Annotated in this window: 19 protein-coding genes and 1 tRNA gene; 14 read left to right on the top strand and 6 right to left on the bottom strand. The window is 72.7% G+C overall.

Annotated elements, in window-relative coordinates:
* The first annotated feature begins 119 nt into the window (after positions 1-119).
* From GH723_RS16945 to GH723_RS16935, 3 genes are all read left to right on the top strand, one after another.
* Complete coding sequence (locus GH723_RS16945) at positions 120-1,910, top strand: hypothetical protein (protein ID WP_153760751.1); 1,791 nt, start codon at positions 120-122, stop codon at positions 1,908-1,910.
* Positions 1,911-1,986: 76 nt separating this feature from the next.
* Complete coding sequence (locus GH723_RS16940; RefSeq protein ID WP_153760750.1) at positions 1,987-2,538, top strand: hypothetical protein; 552 nt, start codon at positions 1,987-1,989, stop codon at positions 2,536-2,538.
* Positions 2,539-2,564: 26 nt separating this feature from the next.
* Positions 2,565-3,149: a QcrA and Rieske domain-containing protein gene (locus GH723_RS16935; protein WP_153760749.1), complete on the top strand. Its 585-nt coding sequence runs from the start codon at positions 2,565-2,567 to the stop codon at positions 3,147-3,149.
* A gap of 22 nt (positions 3,150-3,171) precedes the next feature.
* On the opposite strand, the gene GH723_RS16930 is transcribed toward GH723_RS16935, so the two are convergent.
* Positions 3,172-3,255, bottom strand: a tRNA-Leu gene (locus GH723_RS16930).
* A gap of 87 nt (positions 3,256-3,342) precedes the next feature.
* Here GH723_RS16930 and GH723_RS16925 point away from each other — a divergent pair.
* From GH723_RS16925 to pknB, 6 genes are read left to right on the top strand one after another with little or no spacing between them, the layout of a single operon-like run.
* A complete protein-coding gene (locus tag GH723_RS16925; protein WP_153760748.1) occupies positions 3,343-4,002 on the top strand; it encodes an FhaA domain-containing protein in 660 nt (219 codons plus the stop codon).
* 53 nt (positions 4,003-4,055) lie between these two features.
* Positions 4,056-4,535, top strand: coding sequence for an FHA domain-containing protein (locus GH723_RS16920; RefSeq protein ID WP_153760747.1), 480 nt, complete (start codon positions 4,056-4,058; stop codon positions 4,533-4,535).
* Positions 4,532-5,935 carry a PP2C family protein-serine/threonine phosphatase gene (locus tag GH723_RS16915; RefSeq protein ID WP_153760746.1) on the top strand — a complete coding sequence of 468 codons (1,404 nt, stop codon included), beginning with the start codon at positions 4,532-4,534 and terminating at the stop codon, positions 5,933-5,935. The genes GH723_RS16920 and GH723_RS16915 overlap by 4 nt, the downstream gene beginning before the upstream one ends.
* Entirely contained in the window at positions 5,932-7,260 is a 1,329-nt protein-coding gene (locus GH723_RS16910) for an FtsW/RodA/SpoVE family cell cycle protein (protein ID WP_153760745.1), read from the top strand. The genes GH723_RS16915 and GH723_RS16910 overlap by 4 nt, the downstream gene beginning before the upstream one ends.
* Positions 7,257-8,888 (top strand): peptidoglycan D,D-transpeptidase FtsI family protein, encoded by a 1,632-nt coding sequence (locus GH723_RS16905; RefSeq protein WP_153760744.1) that lies wholly within the window; start codon positions 7,257-7,259, stop codon positions 8,886-8,888. The genes GH723_RS16910 and GH723_RS16905 overlap by 4 nt, the downstream gene beginning before the upstream one ends.
* Before the next feature lie 60 nt (positions 8,889-8,948).
* Positions 8,949-10,943, top strand: coding sequence for a Stk1 family PASTA domain-containing Ser/Thr kinase (gene pknB, locus GH723_RS16900; RefSeq protein ID WP_153760743.1), 1,995 nt, complete (start codon positions 8,949-8,951; stop codon positions 10,941-10,943).
* 4 nt (positions 10,944-10,947) lie between these two features.
* On the opposite strand, the gene GH723_RS16895 is transcribed toward pknB, so the two are convergent.
* Complete coding sequence (locus tag GH723_RS16895; protein ID WP_153760742.1) at positions 10,948-11,535, bottom strand: anthranilate synthase component II; 588 nt, start codon at positions 11,533-11,535, stop codon at positions 10,948-10,950.
* Between the two features lie 41 nt (positions 11,536-11,576).
* Between GH723_RS16895 and GH723_RS16890 the strand changes: the two genes are divergently transcribed.
* The gene (locus GH723_RS16890; protein ID WP_153760741.1) at positions 11,577-11,930 is read left to right on the top strand and encodes a cell division protein CrgA; all 354 of its coding nucleotides are present in this window, start codon (positions 11,577-11,579) and stop codon (positions 11,928-11,930) included.
* Positions 11,931-12,083: 153 nt separating this feature from the next.
* On the opposite strand, the gene GH723_RS16885 is transcribed toward GH723_RS16890, so the two are convergent.
* Positions 12,084-12,347 (bottom strand): hypothetical protein, encoded by a 264-nt coding sequence (locus tag GH723_RS16885; protein WP_153760740.1) that lies wholly within the window; start codon positions 12,345-12,347, stop codon positions 12,084-12,086.
* 147 nt (positions 12,348-12,494) lie between these two features.
* Positions 12,495-13,688 (bottom strand): thiolase family protein, encoded by a 1,194-nt coding sequence (locus tag GH723_RS16880; protein ID WP_153760739.1) that lies wholly within the window; start codon positions 13,686-13,688, stop codon positions 12,495-12,497.
* A gap of 161 nt (positions 13,689-13,849) precedes the next feature.
* On the opposite strand from GH723_RS16880, the gene GH723_RS16875 reads away from it, so the two are divergent.
* The 4 genes from GH723_RS16875 to GH723_RS16860 all read left to right on the top strand — a co-directional run bounded on the left by GH723_RS16875 (position 13,850) and on the right by GH723_RS16860 (position 20,712).
* A complete protein-coding gene (locus GH723_RS16875; RefSeq protein WP_229022902.1) occupies positions 13,850-15,670 on the top strand; it encodes an AMP-dependent synthetase/ligase in 1,821 nt (606 codons plus the stop codon).
* Positions 15,671-15,884: 214 nt separating this feature from the next.
* Positions 15,885-16,538 carry a hypothetical protein gene (locus tag GH723_RS16870; RefSeq protein WP_153760738.1) on the top strand — a complete coding sequence of 218 codons (654 nt, stop codon included), beginning with the start codon at positions 15,885-15,887 and terminating at the stop codon, positions 16,536-16,538.
* Positions 16,531-17,091, top strand: coding sequence for a pyruvoyl-dependent arginine decarboxylase (locus tag GH723_RS16865; RefSeq protein WP_153760737.1), 561 nt, complete (start codon positions 16,531-16,533; stop codon positions 17,089-17,091). Before GH723_RS16870 ends, GH723_RS16865 begins: the two co-directional genes overlap by 8 nt.
* Positions 17,092-20,712, top strand: a complete 3,621-nt coding sequence (locus GH723_RS16860) for an EAL domain-containing protein (protein ID WP_153760736.1) — start codon at positions 17,092-17,094, stop codon at positions 20,710-20,712.
* Here the strand turns inward: GH723_RS16860 and GH723_RS16855 are convergent.
* Both GH723_RS16855 and GH723_RS16850 read right to left on the bottom strand, forming a co-directional pair.
* Positions 20,709-21,362 carry an RDD family protein gene (locus tag GH723_RS16855; RefSeq protein WP_195210388.1) on the bottom strand — a complete coding sequence of 218 codons (654 nt, stop codon included), beginning with the start codon at positions 21,360-21,362 and terminating at the stop codon, positions 20,709-20,711. The genes GH723_RS16860 and GH723_RS16855 overlap by 4 nt on opposite strands.
* Complete coding sequence (locus tag GH723_RS16850) at positions 21,356-22,864, bottom strand: serine/threonine-protein kinase (RefSeq protein ID WP_153760734.1); 1,509 nt, start codon at positions 22,862-22,864, stop codon at positions 21,356-21,358. The genes GH723_RS16855 and GH723_RS16850 overlap by 7 nt, the downstream gene beginning before the upstream one ends.
* Positions 22,865-22,936 lie beyond the last annotated feature (72 nt).

The following is a 22,936-nucleotide window of genomic DNA, read 5'->3' as shown; positions in this document are numbered from 1 at the left end:
GACGGTGGGGGTGGTCCTCCCCCCGTCGCGCCCGGGACGGCGGCGCGAGCCCCGCTGTACCGTCGCCCGAGAGCCGGCGTGGCCCGGCGTGCGGCAGGAGAGGACGAGGTGGCTGCGACGTGACCGACGTCGTCGAGGTGGTGGAGGGGCGGACGACCTACCGGATCGTCGGGCTGCGCACCCGCGGCGAGGAGCTGTCCGCCCTCGCCCGGTCGCTGCGGAGCCAGGTCGAGCTGCGGATGGCCGCGGTCACGAGCGCGGCCGCCGACCTCGAAGGGCCCTTCACCGCCCTGTTCGTCGAGCAGTGCCAGCGGGTGCTCGACGCCGTCGCCGAGCTGGCCGACACGGTGGCCCTCGCCGCGTCGACCTGCGCCCACCACCCCGGGGCAGGGGCGGCGTCGCCGACCGGCGCGCCGCCTCGACTGCCGGTGCCGACGACGTCGGCCACCCTGGCCGCCGACCCGCCTGCTCTGCGTGGCTTCGTGGCGTCCTGCGACGGCCTCGACGCCGCCGTCAGCTCGGTCGGTCTGCGGGTCAGCCTCGACGGCGTCACCGCCACGTCCTCGACGACCAGCTTCACCCCGATGAACGGCGTCCCGACCGAGGTCCCGGGCCCGGAGCTGCCCCTCGACGTGCGGACGCTCGTGCGCCTGCCCGACGTCTCGGGCCTCACCGCTCGGGTCCTGGCGCTGTCGTCGGGTGCGAAGGAGCTGGCGTCGTTGACCGCCACCGCCGTCGAGCGGGCCGACGTGTTCGTCTGGGGCTCGCTCGCGATGATCGCCCTGCGTGCCCACGCGTTCGATCTGCGGCAGAACGCCGGCGTCGACCCCCGCACGTACGAGTCGCTCCTCCGCGACTTCTGGCTGGCGCGGGGCCTGCTGCGCGCCGGGATCGACCCCGCGTCGTGGAACCCCGAGGACGGCGCGCTGGCCAACCGCGCCAACATCGAGGCGGTGTACGCCTACTACGGCGACCTCTTCCTCCAGAACCCCGAGTTCCAGTGGGCGGGCATGGCCAACATGATCGGCCCGTCGTTCGCCGCCGGGTTCTTCGACCTCGAGCTGATGGGCACCCTGTCCGACCACATCGGCGGGCCGCCCGGACTGCCGCCGCTCCACCTCCCCGGGTTCGGCCCGTGGGGCGAGGGCACGCCGCTCGAGGCGCTCGGCGACCTCACCGACGAGGAGCTCGCCTTCTACGAGACGACCTTCCTCCAGATGCAGAAGGACATCTTCGTCGACGCCTCGGTCATGCACGAGGCGTACCTCGACGGCGGTCTGTCGGCCATCCGTGAGCTGCGAGCGGCGGGCATCCTCGACCGCCAAGCGGTGCAGGCGTGGGAGGACATCGCCTCGGGGGACCCGGACCGGATCGCCGCCGGCAACACAGCGCTGCTGCTCCGGGAGCAGAGCCAGACCATCCGCCAGGCCTACGACGACATGTACTCCCGCTTCCCGTCCGGTCCCGCGGTGACCTACGGGATGACCCTGGTCGGTGCGCCGTCGATCCCCGGCGCGAAGGGCTACCCCGACGTTTTCCCGCTCGAGGTGGAGGTGGCGTCCACGCCGGACTTCGTGGGCATCGACCCGCGGATCGGCATCCCCGGCGGCCCGGGCATCGACCTGCCGGGGCCGCGCATCGGCGTTGAGGTGCCCCACGCCCAGACCGTGATCACCACGCCGCTGCCCGACGGGAACATCGCCAACTTCGACGACCGCTGGGCGCTCATCGAGCGCGACACGCTGCCTGCCTACCAGCGGCTCCTCGAGGAGGATCCGGCGCGGGCCCGTGCGATCATCGCGACGCCCGTCGGGGAGAGGATCGAGGACCAGCGGCTCGTGCACCAGATCGACGACATCGCCCACCACCTCGCCACCGACTGGGACGTCCGTGTCGAGCTCGACCGATGAGCGCCCCGGCGTGCCCCCGAGCCGATCGGCCGTCGCCACGGTCCTGGTCGCGGCAGTCCTCGCCCTGGGGGGATGCGTGAGCACCGGTGGCCGCGCCGATCGGACGGTCACCGCACAGGAGGTGCTCGACGCCGGCGAGGTGGTCTACGACCTGCGCACGCCGCCCACCCGCGACGAGGTCGGCATGGCCGAGGGACGCAGCACGCTCGGGATCCAGCACGACGGGGGCCGGCCCCTCGTCGACGTCACCGTCGTCCTCGACGACGACGTGCGCCTCGAGGTCGCGGCCAGCCTCATCACCTTCAACTCGATCCGTGCCGGCGCCGACGGCGACCCCACGACGCTCGAGCTGGTGACGACGTACCCGTCCGTGGAGGCGGCGCACGCCCACCTCGTCGACCTGGTCGACCGGTTCGACGGCGACCTCGGCGCGGTCGAGCAGTGGCGGACCGAGGCCGAGCGGCTCGTCGGGGCGGCCGGCGCCGGTGGCGAGCCCACCTACGCCACGACGGTGTTCGCGCTCGGTCAGGTCGGCGCGGTCGAGCTGGAGGTGGAGGCGGCGACCTTCGCCACCCGGGGCGAGGTCGGCGTGCGCCACGTCCTCACGTGGGAGCCCGCCGGCAGCTGAGCGACCGCCCGGGGTTAGGGTGCGGCATGGGCGTGCACGTGATCGACGCCGAGGACGAGGAGGCCGAGCGGCCGCCGCGCCGTCGCACGATCGTCCGCCTGCTCGCCTTCGTCATCGCCGGAGCGGTGGTCCTCGCCCTGGTGATGGGCGCGACCTACCTGTTCGTCGACCTCGGCGAGGAGACCGACGGCCGCACCGCGCTGGCGCTGCCGCTGCTCGGCGACGTCGTCGGGGCCACGCTCGACGACGGCACCGCCGTGTGGGTCGTGCACGACATCGACGGCGACGTCCGGGTGCTGCGAGCGCGCGACGTGGCCGACGAGTCGGTGCAGACCCACGTGTGGGCGGTGAGCTACTGCCCGACGACGGGTCGCTTCGAGTCCTACTGGGGTGCCCAGTTCGACATGGAGGGGCGGCGCCTCGGCGGGCCCGCGCCCACCGGCCTCGGTGTCTACGACGTCGAGGTGACCGATGACGACCAGGTCCTGGTCGGCACGCTCGCCACCGACGACGCGGGTCGAGCCGAGGTCGACGAGGTCGGGCAGCCGAGCAACCTCAGCTGCGACGGCGAGGGCCCGGCGATCCACCACCCCCTGTGGGAGCCGCTCTAGCGGTCTCACCACGTGGGGAGAGTGCGGGAGGAGGGACTTGAACCCTCACGTCCTTTCGGACACAGGAACCTGAATCCTGCGCGTCTGCCTATTCCGCCACTCCCGCGAGCAGCAAGAGCGGAAGCGTAGCGCGGCGCCCGAGGGACCCGGCCAGTCGGAGCGCAGCCACGGGCGGCCGGTAGGGTGACGGCCCATGGGGTTGCAGGGGTTCGAACGTCGGCTCGAGCGCATGGTCGAAGGCGTGTTCGCCCGGGCCTTCAAGTCGGGCCTGCGCCCCGTCGAGCTCGGCCGCAAGGTCGTGCGCGTCATGGACGACCACCGCTCCGTCGACGTCCGTGGCCGCAAGGTCGTGCCCAACTCGTTCACGGTGCACCTCTCGGCCGAGGACCACGAGCAGTTCGCCGACATCGAGGACACGCTCGTCCGTGAGCTGTGCGACGCCGCGCGCGAGCACGCCCGGGACGAGGGCTACTCGTTCATGGGCCCGGTCTCGGTGGAGATGGTCGTCGACGAGCGGCTCCGCACCGGCATGTCGCGGGTCGAGGGCCGCCTGCGCGAGGGTCCGGGCGGGGGCGGCGCCGGGTCGCTGCTGCTGCCCACCGGCGAGCGGGTCGTGCTCGGCGAGTACGTCGTCACCATCGGCCGGATGCCCGACTCCACGGTCGTGCTCGCCGACCCCAACGTGAGCCGCAACCACGCCGAGGTCCGACCCCAGGGCGACGGCTACGTCGTGGTCGACCTCGGCTCCACCAACGGCACCCGCGTCAACGGGGTGAAGGTCACCCAGCAGGAGCTGCGGGACGGCGACGACCTCACGTTCGGCAACACGCGGATGACGTTCACCGCGTCGTGACACCCGACGCGCGGCCCGATGCCGCGCAGGTCGGCCGGTAGGCTCGCCGGTCAGTGTCGGAGCCCCTGCTGGACATCCTCAAGTACTGCCTCCTGGCCCTCCTGTACCTCTTCTTCCTCCGCGTCCTCCAGGCCGTGTGGGTCGAGGTGAGCGGGCCGAAGCAGCGCGCGGCCCGTTCCGCCCGACCCCGCCAGGCGGCGGCGCCGGCGGCCCCGAGCGGTCGGGCCAAGGGGCGCCGCGGCGCGGCGCCCAGCGTGCTGCGCGTGATCGAGCCCGAGGCCGAGCGTGGCCGGTCGTTCCCGCTGGCCGACGAGCTGACCGTCGGCCGGGCCGCCGGGTGCCAGGTGACGCTGGACGACACCTACGTCTCCCAGCTCCACGCCCGGGTGTTCCGCCGCGAGGGGAAGCTGTTCGTCGAGGACCTCGGCTCGACCAACGGCACGTACCTGAACCGGGCGAAGGTGGCCGGGCCGATGGTGATGTCGTCGGGCGATCGGCTCCAGGTGGGGTCGGTCGTCCTGGAGCTCGCATGATCCGCTTCGCGGTCGGTGCGGTCTCCGACGTCGGCAAGCGGCGGACGCTCAACGAGGACTGCGCGCTCGTGAGCGAGCGGGTCGTCGCGGTGGCCGACGGCATGGGTGGACACGCCGGCGGCGAGGTGGCGAGCGAGGTCGCGATCGAGGCGCTACGAGTCGCCATCGCCGACCCCGACGTGCCCACGCTCGCCGACGCCGTCGTGCGAGCCAACGCCGCGGTGTGGGAGCGGGCCGAGGCCCCGGAGCTGCGGGGCATGGGCACGACGCTGTGCGCCCTCGCACTCGTCGTGCCCGACGACGACGTCGACCCGAGCGACGTCGACCCGGCCGACCCCGACGCGTCCGACCCCGACGCGCCCCACCCGAACGACGCGGCGGTGGCCGGCGCCGCCGAGCCGGGTCCCCGCCTCGCCCTCACCAACGTCGGCGACTCCCGCGCCTACCGGCTCGTCGGCGGATCGCTCGAGCAGCTGACCGAGGACCACTCCCTCGTCGAGGGGCTCGTCCGCGAGGGCCGCATCACCAGCGAGGAGGCGGCGGTCCACCCGCACCGCAACGTCGTCACGCGCGTCCTCGGCATCGCCGAGTTCGTCGACATCGACGCGTGGGAGCTGACCCCCGAGGTCGGCGACCGCTTCCTCCTCTGCAGTGACGGGCTCTTCAACGAGGTCGACGCCAACCGGATCGCGGCCACGCTGCGCCGGCTCGCCGACCCGCAGGAGGCGGCGCACGAGCTGGTCAGCATGGCGAACCAGGCGGGCGGGCGCGACAACGTCACCGTCGTGGTCGCCGACGTCGTCGACGACGACGGCGAGCTGGCCGCGGGCTTCGGCGACCGCGTCGTGCGCTCCCGCCGGGAGGTCGCCGACATGGCCGGGTTCACCGCCATCGTCGACGAGGCGGCCGTCGTCGCGCCGGGCGAGGACGCGCCGCGCAGCAGGTCGCTGCTCCCACGGCGGGAGCGTCGTGCCGAGCGGACCGCCCCGCGGTTCACCCTGCGCACGGCCGGCTTCCTCCTGCTCTTCGTCGGGGTGTTCGTCGTCGCCGGGCTCGCCGTGGCCTGGTACGGCCAGGGCGGCTACTTCGTCGCCGCCGACGAGGACACCGGTGAGGTGGCGGTGTTCGAGGGCCGCCCGGGCGGGTTCCTTTGGTTCCAGCCGTCGCTCGTGGAGTCCACCGGGGTCCAGCTGACCGAGCTCACCCCCGTGCTGCAGGAGCGCATCAGCAGCGAACCGCAGTTCGCGTCCTTCGACGAGGCCGAGGCGTACCTCGCCAACGTCGCCGAGCAGCAGGCCGCCGCCCGGCCGACCACCACCACCACGTCCACGACCTCGACGTCCACCACCTCGACGACGTCCACCACCGTCGACGCCGGGTCGTCGCCCGCCGCGCCATGACCCAGGTGCGTTCGCTCCGCCGTCGCGTCGAGCTCGGGCTCATCGTCCTCGCGACGATCATCGTCGCCTCGGCGTACGGCCTGGCCGGCCTCGGCGCCACGGCCTCGCTGCCCGCCGACATCATGGCGTTCCTCGGCCTCGTCCTCGCGCTCCTCGTCGGGGCCCACATCGCGGTGCGTCGCCTGGCGCCGAACGCCGACGGGCTCCTCCTGCCGATGGCCGGTCTGCTCAACGGCATCGGCTACGTGTTCGTCGCCCGCCTCGACCCGGAGCTCGCGGCGCCGCAGACCACCTGGATGGCGCTCGGTGTGGTCGCGTTCGTCGTCACCCTGTTCGTCGTCCGTCGGCCCCGGGACCTCGAGCGCTACCGCTACACGTTCCTCCTCATCGGCATTGGGCTGCTCCTCGTGCCGTTCGTGCCCGGCATCGGCTACTCGAACCAGGGCGCCACCATCTGGGCGCGGATCGGCCCGATCAGCTTCCAGCCCGGCGAGTTCGCCAAGCTCGCCCTGACGATCTTCTTCGCCGGCTACCTCGTCGAGCGCCGCGAGCTCCTCGCCGTGAGCACGTTCCGCGTGGGTCCGCTCATGCTCCCCGACCCCAAGCACCTCGGGCCGCTGCTGCTCGCGTGGACCGGTGCCCTCGGGATCATGGTGTTCCAGAACGAGCTCGGGTCGAGCCTCCTCCTCTTCACGGTGTTCCTCGTCCTCGTGTGGGTGGCCACCGAGCGCCTCTCGTACCTGGTCCTCGGCGGGCTGCTCTTCGCCGGCGGCGCGGCCGCGGCGGTGACGCAGTTCGGCCACGTCGGTCGGCGCATCGAGGCGTGGCTCGACCCGTGGGGGGACCCCGACGTCACCCGGGACTCGGCGTACCAGGTCGTGCAGGCCGCCTACGCCATGGCCCACGGGGGGCTCACCGGCACCGGCATCGGCCTCGGCAACCCCGGCGTCATCCCCGTCGTCACCACCGACATGATCTTCGCCGCCATCGGCGAGGAGCTCGGACTCGTCGGCGCGACCGCCGTCCTCATCGCCTTCCTGCTGTTCGTCGGCGCCGGCCTGCGCACCGCGGTCGCCGCCGAGCAGCCCTTCGAGAAGCTGCTCGCCACCGGCCTCTCGACGCTCATCGCCATCCAGGCGTTCATCATCATCGGCGGCGTCATCAGGGTGCTGCCCCTCACGGGCATCGCCCTCCCGTTCGTCGCCTACGGCGGATCGTCGCTGCTCGCCAACTGGGTCGTGCTCGCGCTCCTCCTGCGCATCTCCGACGACGTCACGACGCGCCAGCTGCGCCAGATGGAGGGAGAGGCGGTGGGTGTCCGGTGAACCGCCAGATCCGCCGCCTCGCGCTCGGCCTGATGCTCTGCTACGTCGTGCTGTTCGCCCAGCTCAACAACGTGCAGGTGTTCGGCGCCGAGCGGCTGCGGGACAACCCCGACAACAACCGCGAGATCGTCGCCAACTACAGCCGCCCCCGGGGGACGATCTCCACCGCCGACGGCGTCGTCGTCGCCCGATCCGTGGAGGTCGACACCGACCTGCTGCGCCAGCGCGAGTACCCCGAGGGGGAGCTGTTCGCCCAGGTGTCGGGCTTCTACTCCTTCCACTTCGGGGCCACCGGCGTGGAGGACTCCTACGACGAGGAGCTGGCCGGGGAGACGAGCGACCTCGAGCTGCGCAACCTGTCCGACCTGTTCGTGGAGCGCGATCGCTCGGGCAGCGTCGTCCTGTCGATCCGCAGCGACGTCCAGCAGGTCGCCCGCGACGCGCTCGGCGAGCGCGAGGGCTCGGTCGTGGCCCTCGACGTCGAGACCGGCGAGGTGCTCGCTCTCTGGTCGTACCCGTCCTACGACCCGAACCTCGTCAGCGCACCCGACCTCGAGGAGGCTGCGGCGGCCCGCGACCTCTACCTGCTCGACGAGCGGGACCCGATGCTCGGGCGGGCCTACCAGCAGCGCTACTTCCCGGGCTCGACGTTCAAGATCGTCACCTCGGTGGCCGGCCTCGAGAGCGGGCTCGTCACGACCGACAGCCCCTCCTACGACGCGGTGGCGTCGTGGACGCCCCCGCTCACCACCCGCCCGATCTCCAACAACGGCGACGTGTGCGGCGGCACCCTGTTCGAGATCCTGCGGGTCTCCTGCAACAGCGCGTTCGCCGAGATGGGGTCGCTGACGCTCGGCCCGCAGGTGCTCCTCGAGGGCGCCGAGTCCGTCGGCTTCAACTCGGCGCCGCCCATCGACCTGCCCGTGCCCGCGGTGTCGGTGTTCCCCGAGAGCTTCGGCGACGCGCTCGAGACGCCCGGCTCGGACACCGTCGACCCCGACCAGCCGGGCACGATCTTCGAGGACACCCCCTCGCTCGCGCTCTCCTCCATCGGCGGCTTCGACGTGCGGGCCTCCCCGCTGCACATGGCGCTCATCACCGCCGGCATCGCCAACAACGGCCGGCTGCCCGAGCCCCACGTCGTCCGTGAGATCCGCGACGCCGACGGTGCGCTCGTGCGCACGATCGAACCCGAGGTGTGGCTCTCCGGCATGAGCCCGGCCACGGCGGCGACGATGCGCGAGGCGATGATCGGCGTCGTCGAGAGCGGCACCGGCACCGGTGCCCGGATCCCCGGCTACGTCGTCGGCGGCAAGACCGGCACGGCCCGCGTCACGAACGACCCGCCCCAGTCCCACGCCTGGATGGTGGCCTTCGCCGGCCCGCCGGGGGAGACGCCCCAGGTCGCCGTGGCCGTCGTCGTCCTCGCCCAGCCCGGCGCCACCGAGACCGGCGGTGGCCGGGTGGCCGCCCCGATCGCACGCGCCGTGCTCGAACGGGCCCTCCAGCCCGCCCCGGTCCCCGAGGCCGTGGACCCGAACGCTCCCGACGGCGAGGTACCGGCCGACGGGACCGGGGACGACGCCGGCGCCGCGCCCCAGGCGTCGACTGCCGGACGCCGACGCTGACCCATACTTGACCCTCGTACCCCACCCCGTACGACCCGCAGACGAAGGAACCGCTCCCGCATGTCCGATCAGGAACCGACGGTCTACAACGGCCGCTACGAGCTCCACCGCCAGATCGCACGGGGCGGCATGGCCGACGTCTTCCTCGCCCGGGACCAGCTGCTCGACCGCCCGGTGGCGGTCAAGGTGCTCTTCCCGCAGTTCGCGAGCGACCCGGCCTTCGTCGAGCGCTTCCGCCGCGAGGCCCAGTCGGCGGCCAACCTCAACCACCCGAACATCGTCAGCGTCTACGACTGGGGCGAGGAGGGCGGCACCTACTTCATCGTGATGGAGTACGTGGAGGGCCGCAGCCTCGCCGAGATCCTCCGCACCGAGGGGATGCTCCACCCCGACCGTGCCGCCGACATCACCACCGACGTCGCGGCCGCGCTGAGCTTCGCCCACCGCAACGGCGTGGTGCACCGCGACATCAAGCCCGGCAACATCCTCATCGCCCCGTCGGGCCAGGTGAAGGTCACCGACTTCGGCATCGCCCGGGCCTTCGGCGGCGGCAACACCGACGCCAACCTCACCCAGACCGGCTCGGTGATGGGCACCGCCACCTACTTCTCGCCCGAGCAGGCCCAGGGCCGGGCCGTCGATCCCCGGTCCGACCTCTACTCCCTCGGCGTCGTGCTGTACGAGATGCTCGCGAGCCGGCCGCCGTTCAGCGGCGACAGCGCGGTCGGCATCGCCTACAAGCACGTCCAGGAGCTGGCCACGCCGCCGAGCCAGGTCAACCCGCGGGTGCCGGACTCGATCGAGGCGATCACCATGCGCCTGCTCGAGAAGGACCCGGCCAACCGCTACCCCTCCGCCGAGGACCTGCGCGCCGACCTGCGGCGCTTCCGGGAGGGACAGCCGGTGCTCGCGGCGGGCGGCGCCGTCGCCGGTGCCGGGGCCGCAGCTGCGGCCACCACCGCGCAGCCGGCCGCCACCACCGCCGTCCCGGTCACCCGCACCGCCACGACGACCGCCTACGACGACGAGGACGACTACTACGAGGAGCCCGCGAGCCGCACCGGGTGGTTCATCGCCGGCCTCGTCGTGCTCGTCGCCGTGCTCGTCGCGCTCCTGCTGATCTTCGCCGACGCCCTCGGCATCGGCGGCGACGACGGCGGCAGCGGCGACCTGGTCGAGGTGCCGAGCGTGCTCGAGCTCCCCCAGCAGGACGCCATCGACCTGCTCGAGGCCGAGGGCTTCGAGGTCGAGGTCGAGCGGGTCGCCAACGTCGAGGTCGACCAGGGGATCGTCTTCGCCCAGGACCCCGAGTCCGGCGAGCGCGCCGAGGAGGGCTCGACGGTGACGATCACCGTCAGCGACGGTGCCGAGGCCTTCCCGATGGACGACGTGGTCGGCTCCCGCGAGGCGCAGGCCGTCCAGCTGCTCGAGTCGAAGGGGCTGGTCCTCGCCGAGAACGGCATCGAGCGGCGCAACGACGACGAGGCGCCCGAGGGCGAGGTGCTTGAGCAGACCCCGCCGGCCGGCACGAACGTGCGCGCCGGTGACGAGTTCCGCCTCGTCGTCTCGATGGGCCCGGAGCGCATCCCCGTGCCCGACGTCGAGGGCCAGCCTGCCGCCGAGGCCCGCCGGATCCTCGGCGAGACCGGCTTCGAGGTCGCCGAGCGGAGCGAGAACAGCGAGTCGGTGCCCGAGGGCGCCGTCATCCGCACCGAGCCGGGCGTCGGCACCGAGACCCCACGGGGCGACGTCGTCACGATCATCGTGTCCGACGGGCCCCCGCCGGTGCAGGAGGTCGAGGTCCCGAGCGTCGTCAACCAGACCCAGGCCACCGCCGAAGCCCAGCTGACCAGCCGCGGGCTCAACCCGCAGGTCACGTTCGCCAACAGCCCGACCGTGCCGTCGGGCTCGGTCATCAGCCAGAGCGTCGCCCCCGGCACCGTGGTGCCGGTCGGGTCCAACGTCGGCATCGTGGTGTCGCAGGGCCCGGGCGCGACGACCACCACCACCGAGGGCGGCGGCGGTGGCGGCGGTGGTGGAGGCGGCGGGGACTAGCTGGCTAGGCGCGGACGCGGGCCCGGCCGAGGAAGTTCGCCAGGAGGTCGTGGCCCGCCGACGTGAGGATCGACTCGGGGTGGAACTGCACGCCCTCGACGTCGAGCTGGCGGTGGCGCAGGCCCATGACGATGCCGTCGTCGGTCTCGGCGGTGATCTCGAGCACGTCGGGCACCGAGTCGCGGTCGACGATGAGCGAGTGGTAGCGGGTGGCCTCGAGCGGCTGGGGGAGCCCGGCGAACACGCCGGCGCCCTCGTGGCGCACGAGCGACGTCTTGCCGTGCATCACCTGCGGGGCCCGGACGACCTCGCCGCCGTAGACCTGTCCGATGCACTGGTGACCGAGGCACACGCCGAGGATCGGGACCCGCCCGGCGAAGGTGGTGATGACCTCGTTGCTCAGTCCGGCGTCCTCGGGCCGACCGGGACCGGGGCTGATGAGCACGGCATCGGGGTCGATCTCCTCGATCTGGTCGAGGGTGAGGGCGTCGTCTCGGTGCACGATCGGCTCGGCCCCGAGCTCGCCCAGGTACTGGACGATGTTGTAGACGAAGCTGTCGTAGTTGTCGATGACGAGGACCCTGGCGCTCACGGTCGGCAGGGTAGTGGGGGCGGTCGCCTATCCTCTCCGAGATGTCGTCGACGCCACCGAAGAAGACGCCGCCGCCCAAGAAGAAGAAGCCGACCAGCGGTCGGGTGACCCCGAAGGGCACCGGCTCGGGCAACCCGGCGCGTCGACGCACCGAGGGCGAAGCGGTCGAAGGCCACGCCGGCGCCAGCTCCCGCTACACGCCCCCGGATCCCCACATCGAGAAGGTGACGGCGCCCTGGGTCGTCCCGGTGATGTTCGGGCTCCTCCTGCTCGGGATCCTCGTCATCGTCCTCAACTACATGGGCGTGCTGCCCGGGGGCACCGACAACTGGTACCTGATCGGCGGGCTCGGCCTCATCCTCGGCGGGATCGTCACCGCCACCCAGCTGCACTAGGCAGGCGCTCGCGGTGCCGGACGGTGAACGTCCGGTGACCGGCAGGTGTGACATGAGTTACACGCCTGTGACCCTCCCCAAAGTTGTCCACAGCATGTGGACGGCGCGGGTGCGCAGCGTGGCGGCGTCAGCGCGCTCAGTCGATCGGCGCGCTCAGTCGATGGGCGCCACGAGGTCCATGTCCTCGAGGCAGTGGCGTGGGGGAGGGGGCTCCTCGTCGGGGGCCGCCGTCATGCGCGCCTCGGCGCCGCACACGCTGCACCGGTACATGATCTTGACCTTGCGGAGCTCGCCGGGCGGCGGGGGCGCGGGCGCCGGGCGGGCCATCGTGCGGAGGACGGCCAACCCGCCCCGGATCACCAGGTAGGCGAAGGCGACCGCCAGGATGACCTTCCACGGTTCGAGGTCGAGCTCCATGCCGCGGCCACTCTACGCCCGCACCCCGGCCCGCCACCCCCGCCCGCTCTCCCATACGCGCCGATTCGGCGTCGATTCGGCGCGTATGAGGTGGGGGGCGATCGTGGCGGCGGGTTGGCGGGGTCGACGCGGGCGGGGCGGAGCGGGTCAGCCCAGGCGCTCGATGACGGTGGCGTTGGCCAGGCCGCCGCCCTCGCACATGGTCTGGAGGCCGTAGCGGCCGCCGGTGCGCTCGAGCTCGTTGAGCAGCGTGGCGAGCAGCTTGGTGCCCGAGCAGCCGAGCGGGTGGCCGAGGGCGATCGCGCCGCCGTTCGGGTTCACCTTCTCCATGTCGGGGTGCAGCTCCTTCTCCCAGGCGAGCACGACCGACGCGAAGGCCTCGTTGATCTCGGTGACGTCGATGTCGGCCATCGTGAGCCCGCCGCGCTCGAGCACCTTGTGCGTGGCGGGGATCGGACCGGTGAGCATCGTGATCGGGTCGGCGCCGACGACCGAGAACGAGTGGAAGCGGGCCCGGGGCGTGAGCCCGAGCTGCTTCGCCTTCTCCTCGGTCATGATGAGCGCCGCCGAGGCGCCGTCGGTGATCTGGGAGGAGTTGCCGGCGGTGATCTTGCCGTCCTCCTTGAACGCCGGCTTCAGCTTGGCGAGGGACTCCGCCGTGGTGTCGGGGCGGATGCCCTCGTCGGCGGTGACCATCTCGCCGGTCTCGACGACGTTGCCGGTCTCGCGGTCGAGGCGCTTCTCGGCGACGGGGACGATCTCGTTGTCGAACCGGCCCTCGGCGGTGGCCCGGGCGGCGCGCTGCTGCGACTGGGCGCCGTAGGCGTCGAGGTCCTCGCGGGAGAGGCCCCACTTGTCGGCGATCATCTCGGCGCCGATGCCCTGGGAGACGAGGCCTCCCTGGGGCTCGTAGCGCTCGTTGACGCGGGGGCCGAACGGGAAGCCGGTGCCCTGGCCGATGGAGGCCCCCATGGGGACGAGGCTCATCACCTCGACGCCGGCGGCGACGACGATGTCGTAGGCCCCGGCCATCACGCCCTGGGCGGCGAAGTGCGCCGACTGCTGGGACGAGCCGCACTGGCGGTCGATGGTGGTGGCGGGGACGGTCTCGGGCCAGCCGGCGCCGAGCACGGCGTTGCGGCCGACGTTCAGGGACTGGGCGCCCACCTGCATGACGCAGCCCATGATCACGTCGTCGACCTGTGCCGGATCGAGGCCGTTGCGCTCGGCGAGGGCGGTGAGCACCTCGGCGGCGAGGTCGGCGGGGTGCCAGCCGGACAGCTTCCCGTTGCGCTTGCCTCCGGCGGTGCGGACGGCGTCGACGATCACGGCGTTGGGCACGGTGAGCTCCTTGGTCGGGCGTGGGTCGGACCCATTTGAGGACACTGATCCTCCCACCCGGCGAGTCCCTCGGCAACCTGCGGGTCCCGCCCCGAGTGGCGCGTGTCACCATGTACCGGACGCCGTACAGCGGCCAGCCCGCCAGACGAGGAGCGCCCACCGTGTCCGAGACGACGAACGTGTCCACGATCACCGACGAGGAGCTCCACCGCCGCGTGGAGGGCGCGACGATCGGCTCCCGCTTCGTCGAGACCGCTCGCTCGCTCGCCGACCGCACCGCGCTGCGCTGGAAGGACGACGACGGCTGGCACGAGTGGACCTTTTCCGACTACCTCGACCGCACGGCACGCGTCGCCGCGGCCTACGCCGACCTCGGCGTCGGGCCGGGCGACCGCATCGTCCTCATGGTGCGCAACATCCCCGAGTTCCACGTCCTCGACATGGCCGCCTACTTCGTCGGGGCGACGCCGATCTCGATCTACAACTCCTCCTCGGCCGACCAGGTGCGCTACCTCACCGAGCACTCCGGTGCCTGCCTGGCCGTCGTCGAGGACGAGGGCTTCCTCGCCCGGTTCGACGCCGTCCGCGACGACCTGCCCGCCCTGCGGTCGATCATCGCCATCCACCCGCCCGCCGGCCGGGACGACCTGCTCCGCTACGAGGACCTCCTCGGCCACGACCCCTGCGACCTCGAGGCCGCCGCCGCGGCCTGCCAGCCCGACGACCTGGCGACGATCATCTACACCTCGGGCACGACGGGCCCGCCCAAGGGCGTCATGCTCACGCACCGCAACATCTGCTGGACCGTCGAGTCGCTGAGGGAGACCATCCAGCTCGGCGAGTACGTCGGCAAGCGCCTCGTCTCGTACCTGCCGATGGCCCACATCGCCGAGCGGGTCACCTCGCACTACCAGCAGGCGATGCTCGGCTTCGAGGTCAGCTGCTGCCCCGACCCCTCCCAGGTGGCGGCCTACGCGGGCGAGGTGCGCCCGAACGTCATGTTCGGCGTGCCCCGGGTCTGGGAGAAGATCTACGCCGGGGTGACGGCCGCGCTGGCCGCCGACCCCGAGAAGGGCCAGAAGTTCGAGGAGGCCGTCGCCGCGGCCCGGCCGATCGTCGAGAAGATCGACTGGGGGACGGCCACCGAGGAGGAGGTCGCCACCTGGAACTTCCTCGACGAGGTCGCGTTCTCCCAGGTCCGCCAGCTGGTCGGCCTCGACCAGCTCGACCTGGCGATCACCGGCGCCGCCCCCATCCCCGCCGAGCTGCTCGGGTGGTTCCGGGCCATCGGTGTGCCGCTGTCGGAGATCTACGGCCTGTCCGAGAGCTCCGGGCCGATGACCTTCACGCCGACGCGGGTGAAGGCGGGCACCGTCGGCCCCGCCATCGCCGGCTGCGACGTGCGCCTGGCCGAGGACGGCGAGGTGATCTGCCGGGGCGGCAACATCTTCGCGGGCTACCTCGACAACGCCGACGCCACCGCCTTCGCCCTCCAGGACGGCTGGCTGCACACCGGCGACATCGGCGAGATCGACGACGACGGGTACCTGCGCATCGTCGATCGCAAGAAGGAGCTCATCATCACCGCGGGCGGCAAGAACATCAGCCCCGCCAACCTCGAAGCGGCGCTGAAGCTCGTGCCCCTCGTCGGCCAGGCGTGCGTCATCGGCGACCAGCGCCCGTTCGTCTCCGCCCTCGTCGTGCTCGATCCTGACGTGGCCCCGGTGTGGGCCCGCCAGCACGGCATCGAGGACGCCGACGACCTGCAGGCCCTCGCCGACCACCCCGACGTCGTCGCCGAGGTCGAGCGCGGGGTGGCGGAGGTGATGGAGGAGTTCAACAACGCCGAGCGGGTGAAGAAGGTGCGGATCCTCGGCGAGGAGTGGCTGCCCGACTCCGAGCTGCTCACCCCGACGTCCAAGCTGAAGCGGCGTGGCGTCCACGCCCGCTACGCCGACGAGATCGGCGAGCTGTACGCCTGATCGCCCGTCGGTCAAGTGCCCGGGGCGTCGTGCCGATGCCCTGGGGGACGGTCGTCGGTCACGTCACCTCCCAGCGGTGACGGCGGTCATTGGCCGACCTCCGCCCAACCCGTAGGCTGACCGGCCTACTCGGGAATCGCCACACACCGAACACAGCACGACGACCCGAGCCGCGCGCGGCCGCGTCGGTCGTGCACGACAAGGACTGAGTGACATGCGGGTCACCATCGAGAACGTCATCGACGAACCGACCACGGAGCGGTTCCTCGAGCTCTACAGGGCCGCCTTCGACCCCCTCCAGGGTCTGGCCGCGAGCCGTCAGGCCCTCACCGACGACGAGTTCCGCGAGGAGATGGAGCTCGAGTCGGTGCTCAAGTTCGTGGGGTGGGACCGGCGCGAGCAGCCCGTCGCCATGGCGGTCATCAACACCGACCTCGACACCGTCCCCTGGATCAGCCCCGAGTTCTGGCGCCGCCAGTACCCCGAGCAGGCGGCACGCGGCGCGATCCACTACTACGGCGCGCTGCTGGTCAGTCCCACGGTGCGTGGCGGGCTGTGGGCCTACCGGATGCTGCGCGAGACCGTGCGCTACACGGCCAGCCACCACGCCGTCGCGGCGTTCGACTGCTGCCGGCACAACATCGAGGAGGTCCAGCTCCCGAAGCTGATCGCCGAGGTCGCGCGCCCCCTCTGCCACTTCGACACCGAGCAGGTCGACGTCCAGGCGTACTACGCGTACCCGACCTACGGCCTGCGCGAGGCGCCGGCCGAGATCGACCTGCGCGACGCCACCGTCGCAGCGCAGGCCGCCGAGGAGGCCGCGCCGTCCGCCGCCGAGCAGGCCCCGCAGGTGAGCGGACGTGGGTGAGCCCTCCCCTGGCGCGTCCCCCATCGACCCCGCGGTCGCCGAGCAGCAGGTCCGGCTGGAGATCCCCGTCGTCCCCGGCGTGGGATCGGGCCCGAACGAGCTCGCGGCGTTCGACGCCGCGCTCGTCGACGCCGGGGTCGCCGACCGCAACCTGATCCGGCTCAGCTCGGTCATCCCGCCCGCCTCGGTCATCACCGAACCCGACGGTCCGGTGGCCGCCCCCGGCGGCTGGGGCGACCGCCTCTACGTCGTCATGGCCGAGGCCCGCACGTCGAACCTGCACGACCGCCTCGCGGCGGGCATCGGCTGGGTCCAGGAGCCGGTCACCGGTCGTGGCCTGTTCGTCGAGCACGAAGGGCATACGGTCGAGGAGGTGGAGACCCACATCCGCGACAGCCTCGACTCGCTCACCCGCTCGCGCGACGTCGAGTTCGGCGACGTCCACATGCGCCTGTCGACCACGGTCTGCGAGGGGCCGGCGGCCTGCGCGCTCGTCGTCGCGGTGTTCGACGCCGTGCCGTGGACCGGGGCGCCGGTGGGTTCGGAGGGCTGAGTGACCGAGCGGTCGGAGCCCACCGCCCGGCCGCGACGTTCGCAGCTGGTTCACACCGGGCCCGGAGCGGCCGACAGGGACCAGGTGCTGCGCGAGCGCTGGGCCCAGTACCTCCTCGGAGGACTCGTCGCCTGCATCGTCGCGTTCTGGCTGCCGGCCGAGGCCCGCGGCGCCGTCGTCCAGGTGGCGGGGTGGATCGCCGTCAGCGCCGGCATCCGCGTCAGCGTGCGCGAGAAGGGGCTCGCCGCCCACTCGTGGCGGCTGATCGCCTTCGCCGGCGCGTCGTTCCTGCTCGCCCCGCTCGTCCAGATCGCCCAAGGGGCGCTCACCGACACGACCGACCCCTTCCCGTCGGTCGGTGACGTCTTCTCGATCGCCGGCTACATCTTCCTGACCCTCGGGGTCAACGAGCTGACCGTCTCGCGCCGGACCGAGCCCGACCGCGACAACCTCATCGATTCGCTCATCCTCGGCGCCGGACTCGGCATCCTCATCTGGGTGCTCGTGATCGGCGACTACGTCTCCGATCCCGAGGTGGGGGCCGCCGCTCAGGTCCTGAACCTCGTGTACTTCGGGTTCGTGCTGCTCGTCGTGGTGCTCACCGCTCGACTGGCGGTCGGTCCCGGGGCGCGCACGCCGAGCTTCTACATGCTCGCCTCCGCCGTCGTCCTCGTCGCCGTCGCCGACGTCATCGCGACGTTCGACACGCTCGATCGCACCGAGGGCGGGCTGTTCCTCCTCGCCGCCCTGCCGATCTACGTCCTCCTCGGCGCCGCGGCGATGCACCCCACCCGGACCCGCATCGCCGACCCCGTCGACATGGAGATCCGGCTGACGTGGAGCCGCGTCACGCTGCTCGCCCTCGCCCTGTTCCTCGCCCCGGCCATCGTGCTCGTCAGCGGCATCGCCCAGACCTCCGACAGCGGGCGCGACGACGACCTCCCGCTGCTCGTCGTCGGGTCGCTCGTCGTGTCGGTCCTCGTCCTCGCCCGGCTCTCCTCGCTCGTGTGGGCCCGGGAGCGGACGGCGGTGCGGGAGCGCCAGCTGCGCTTCGCCGGCCTCCAGCTCGTCACCGCCCGCAACATCGACGAGACCAACCGGGTCACGCTGGAGGCGGTCGCCGCGCTGGCCGGTGGGCTCGACGGGGGGCGGGCGTCGATCATCAGGGTCGACGACGGCGTGTCGCAGGTCGTCGCCTCCACCGGCCACCGGGCCGACCTCGCCCTGGAGACCGACGACCCGCTCGACCGCCACGACGGCGTCCTCCTCGCCGCGCTCGACCGCCGCTCGCCCATGACGCTGCTCGACAGCGAGCCGGTCGACCTCCCCGACGGCGAGTCGAGCGACGGGGCGCGCTGCACGTTCATCCTCCCGCTCGTCACGCAGGCCGAGGTGCGGGGCGCCATCGTCGTGACGACGCCCCGCCCGCTCGAGCCGCGGGTCCTGCGTGCCATCGAGGCCCTCGGCACCGAGGTCTCCTTCGCGATCGAGAGCGCGGCCCTCACCGAGCACCTCCACCGCGAGAAGAGCGAGCGGCGGTTCCGGGCCCTCGTCGAGAACAGCTCCGACCTCATCCTCGTCCTCGACCAGTCGCGGGCCTGCATCTTCGCCAGCCCCGTCGTCGAGCGGCTGCTCGGCCGCGACGAGGAGTCCCTGCTCGGCCCGCTCCCGCTCGAGCTCGTCCACGAGGACGACCGCGACGCGTTCGACGCGCTGCTCCGCATGGCACGGGGCACGGCGCTCGACGACGACCCGAGCGAGATCCGGCTCCTCCACGCCGACGGCACCTACCGGTGGTTCGAGCTGCGGGCCCGCGACCTCAGCGACGAGCCGGAGATCGGCGGCGTCGTCCTCACCGCCCGCGACATCACCGATCGCCACGCCGCCGAGCAGCGGCTGGCCCGCTCCGAGGCCCGCTTCCGCGCCCTCGTCCAGAACAGCTCCGATGTCGTCGCGGTCATCGACGAGCAGGCGTTCTTCAGCTACGTCAGCCCGGCCATCGGTCCGATGCTCGGGTTCGACGCCGACTCGCTGGTCGGCACCAACGTCATGCGCCTCCTCCCCGCCGACGAGGTCACCCGGGCCATGAAGCTCGTCGACTCGCTCACCCCGCGATCGTTCGAGCAGCTCACCCTCGAGATGCGGCTGCGGGACCGCGACGGCGCCTGGCGCAACGTCGACGTCACGATCTCCGACATGCGCTCGGAGGCCGCGGTCCAGGGCATCGTGCTGAACGTCCGCGACGTCACCGTCCGCCGAGCGCTCGAGCAGGACCTCGAGCACAAGACGCTCCACGACGAGCTCACCGGGCTCGGCAACCGCGTGATGTTCAACAGCCGCCTCGGCCGCGCTCTCGCCCGCACCGAGGCCCGGCTCGACCAGGTGGCCGTCCTCTTCGTCGACGTCGACGACTTCAAGGAGGTCAACGACTCGCTCGGCCACCACGTCGGCGACCAGCTCCTCATCGCGGTCGCCGAGCGGCTGCGCGCCTGCCTGCGGGTGTCGGACACCGCGGCGCGCCTCGGCGGCGACGACTTCGCCGTGCTGCTCGAGGACACCTACGGCGAGTCCGAGATCTTCGCCGTCGCCGACCGGATCCTCGCCGCCATCGCCCAGCCGTTCTCGGTCGAGGGGCGGGAGATCTCGGTCACCGCCTCGATCGGCGTGGCCATCGACCCCAGCCGCAGCTCCACCGGCGAGGTCCTCCTGCGCAGCGCCGACGTCGCCGTCTACCTGGCCAAGGAGCGGGGAAAGGGCCGCTACGAGATCTTCCAGGCCGAGGTGCACTCCAGCGCGTTCGAGCGGCTGGAGCTGCGGTCCGCCCTGTCGTCCGCGATCCAGAACGGCGGGCTCGCCCTCTACTACCAGCCGATCGTCGACCTGGCGACGGGCGACGTCATCGGTTGCGAGGCGCTGGTGCGCTGGGATCACCCCGAGCGGGGGCTGCTGCCGCCGTCGACGTTCATCCCCCTCGCCGAGGAGACGGGCCTCATCGTCCCGCTCGGCAAGTGGGTGCTCACCGAGGCCTGCACCCAGCTGCGGTCCTGGACCGACGCGCACCCGCAGGCGGCCGAGCTGAAGATGAGCGTCAACCTGTCGGTCCGCCAGCTCGACACGCCGACGATCGTCGAGGACGTCGGGCAGGTCCTGCACCGGACCGACCTCGAGCCGGAGCGGCTCACGCTGGAGATCACCGAGAGCCTCGTCATGGACGACGCGGCCGAGCTGCGCGAGCGGCTCGTCGCGCTGCGCGAGAGCGGCATCATGCTCGCCGTCGACGACTTCGGCACCGGCTACTCGTCGCTCGGCTACATCCAGCGCTTCCCCGTCGACGTCATCAAGATCGACCGCTCGTTCGTCGACCGGCTCGACGGGCCCGGCGACGCGAACAGCGGCGTGGTCCGCACGATCATCGACCTGGCCCACGGCCTCGGCACGACGACGGTCGCCGAGGGCATCGAGACCGACGAGCAGCTCGCGTCGCTGCGCCGTCTCGGCTGCGAGTACGGGCAGGGCTTCCACTTCTCGCGGCCGGTGCCGGCCGAGGAGTTCGTGGCCTTCCTGCGTCGCGGCGCCGGGTCGTCCGGCAGCGACAGCGGCGTGGGTGCCGGCAGGCCTTAGCGCCCGCCGCCGGGCTCGTCGCCGTCGCGGCGGCGCTGGAGCCAGGGGTGGTGCAGCATCTGCGACGGCACGAGCTGGAGCGGGTTGACGAAGCGCGGGGTGAAGTCGCGACGACGCTGGGCCCGGGCGTCCTCGATCGTCGTGCCCGGCTCGGGCTCCTCCTCGGGGACGAGGACGACGCGCGTGCCGCTGAGCACGTCGTGCACGCCACGTCCGGTGCCACGCGCCCCCGGCGCGGCGAGCGCCGCGGTGAGGGGGACGGCGGGCCAGGCCCCCGGGACGAGCCACACGAGCGCGAGGGGCAGCGCCCGCCGGACGGCCTGCCCCGGCGAGGGGAGCCCACCCGAGTGGGCGTCGAGGACCTGCAGGCGCATGAGGTCCTTGCCGGGCGTGGAGCCGGTCCGGCTGGTGAACAGCACCTCGTAGGCCACGTAGAACACCACGAAGGTGACGAGGAACAGGAACGCCCGACCCCACGGCGCGGGGTCGAGGTCCTGGGAGAAGCGAGGGATGAAGTACAGGATGTGGGCGATCGACGCCGCCCACACCCACACGGCCACCGCGGCGATGTCGACGGCCCGTGCGGCGACGCGCCGCCCGAGCGGGGCGGGGTCGCGGAGGGGTGCGAAGGGGTCGGAAGGGATCACCACGAGCCCGATCGTTCGAGGGTCCAGGGGTCGCTCGATCGCCCGTCGGTGCCACGGATCACGACCTCGAGCGTGGTCGTGTCGTTGTTCGCGCACGAGGGCTCGGAGAGCCGCACGCGGTCGTCGTCGCCGCCCGCCACCTCGAGCAGGGCGATCTCGTCGCCCCGGTCGAACACCCGCATCTCGAGGTCGAGGCCCTCGGGCGCGGTGAGGGTGAGCGTGAGGCGCCCGTCGCAGAGGAACTGCCAGCGATCGGAGACCGGGAGGAGGAGCTTGTCGCCGTCACCCACGGGGATGATCGTGCCCTGGATCGAGCCCGAGCGCACCTCGGCGTCGTCGATGTCGTCGCCCTCGGCCTCGCAGCCGTTGGCCGGGTCCTCGTCGTGGTCGAACCGCCCATCGAGGCACGCCTCGCCGTCGGTCCCCGGCGCGGGCGCCGCGTCGTCGCACCCCTGGTAGGGCAGGTCGACGCACGCCGTGGTGGTCGTCGTCGGCTCCGGTGCCGTGGTGGTGGTCGGGTCGACGAGGTCGCCGAGGGTCCCGGCGGCGGCGTCGGCGCGTCCGTCGCTGTCGATCCGGTCGGCGGCGAGGACTCCTACGGCCACGCCGAGGAGCAGCAGGGCCGCCGCGCCGGCCGCGGCCAGCGCCCGTCGGAGCGGGCGGCGCCGACCGCCGGGGCCGTCGTCGGTGGTGGTCGGCGATCCGACGCCGGCGAGGCCGACCGCCGTGCCGTCCGGCCCGGCGACGAGCGCCGCCGCGGTCGGGCGGTCCGCCGGATCGAGCGCGCACATGCGGTCGAGGAGCTGCACCAGGTGGGGGTGGGTGCCGGGTGGGAGCGGCTCGATGCGCCCGGCGGCGGCTCGGGCGACGATGCTCACGACGTCGCCCACGCCGTGCGGGGGCATGCCGGTGAGCGCGAAGCGCAGCGTCGCCCCGAGCGAGTACACGTCGCTCGCCGGGGTGGCGGCCTCGCCCCGCGCCCGCTCGGGGGCGATGAACGAGGGCGTACCGAGGAGGTGGCCGGCGGCGCTCAGCCCCTCGGTGACGTCGCGCGCCGTGGCGATGCCGAAGTCAGCCAGCCACGGGCGTCCGCCGGAGGCGTGGAACAAGACGTTGCTCGGCTTGACGTCGCGGTGGAGCACGCCCTTGCGGTGCACCGCGGCGAGCGTGCGCAGCAGCGGCGTGGCGAGGGCCGCGAACCGCTCGGGCGGCACCGGGCCGTGGGCGTGCACCAGGTCGTGGAGGGATCCACCCGCGAGGTGCGGCATGACGAGCACGAGGTCGCCGTCCTCCTCGACCACGTCGAGCAGCGGGACGACGCCGTCCACCTCGGCTCGGCGGAGCAGCTCCGCCTCGCGCCGCAGCCGCCGGCGGGCGACCTCCCGCTGCGCGGGGTCGCCGACGAGGGCGAGGCGCTTCAGGGCGACCAGCTCGCCGTCGTCGCGGCGCGCCAGGTGCACGGTCCCCTGGTGGCCGGTTGCGATCGGTCGGATCACCTCGTACATGACCACCGAGACGCTATCGGCGCCGCCGTCCCGACCCACGTCGGGACGGTCGGCGTGAGCCGGACTCCGTCG

Origin of the sequence: Actinomarinicola tropica (genome assembly GCF_009650215.1) — a bacterium.
GTDB lineage: Bacteria > Actinomycetota > Acidimicrobiia > Acidimicrobiales > SKKL01 > Actinomarinicola > Actinomarinicola tropica.
Note: the sequence above shows the minus strand (reverse complement) of the source record. Positions and strands in the feature narration are given on the sequence as shown.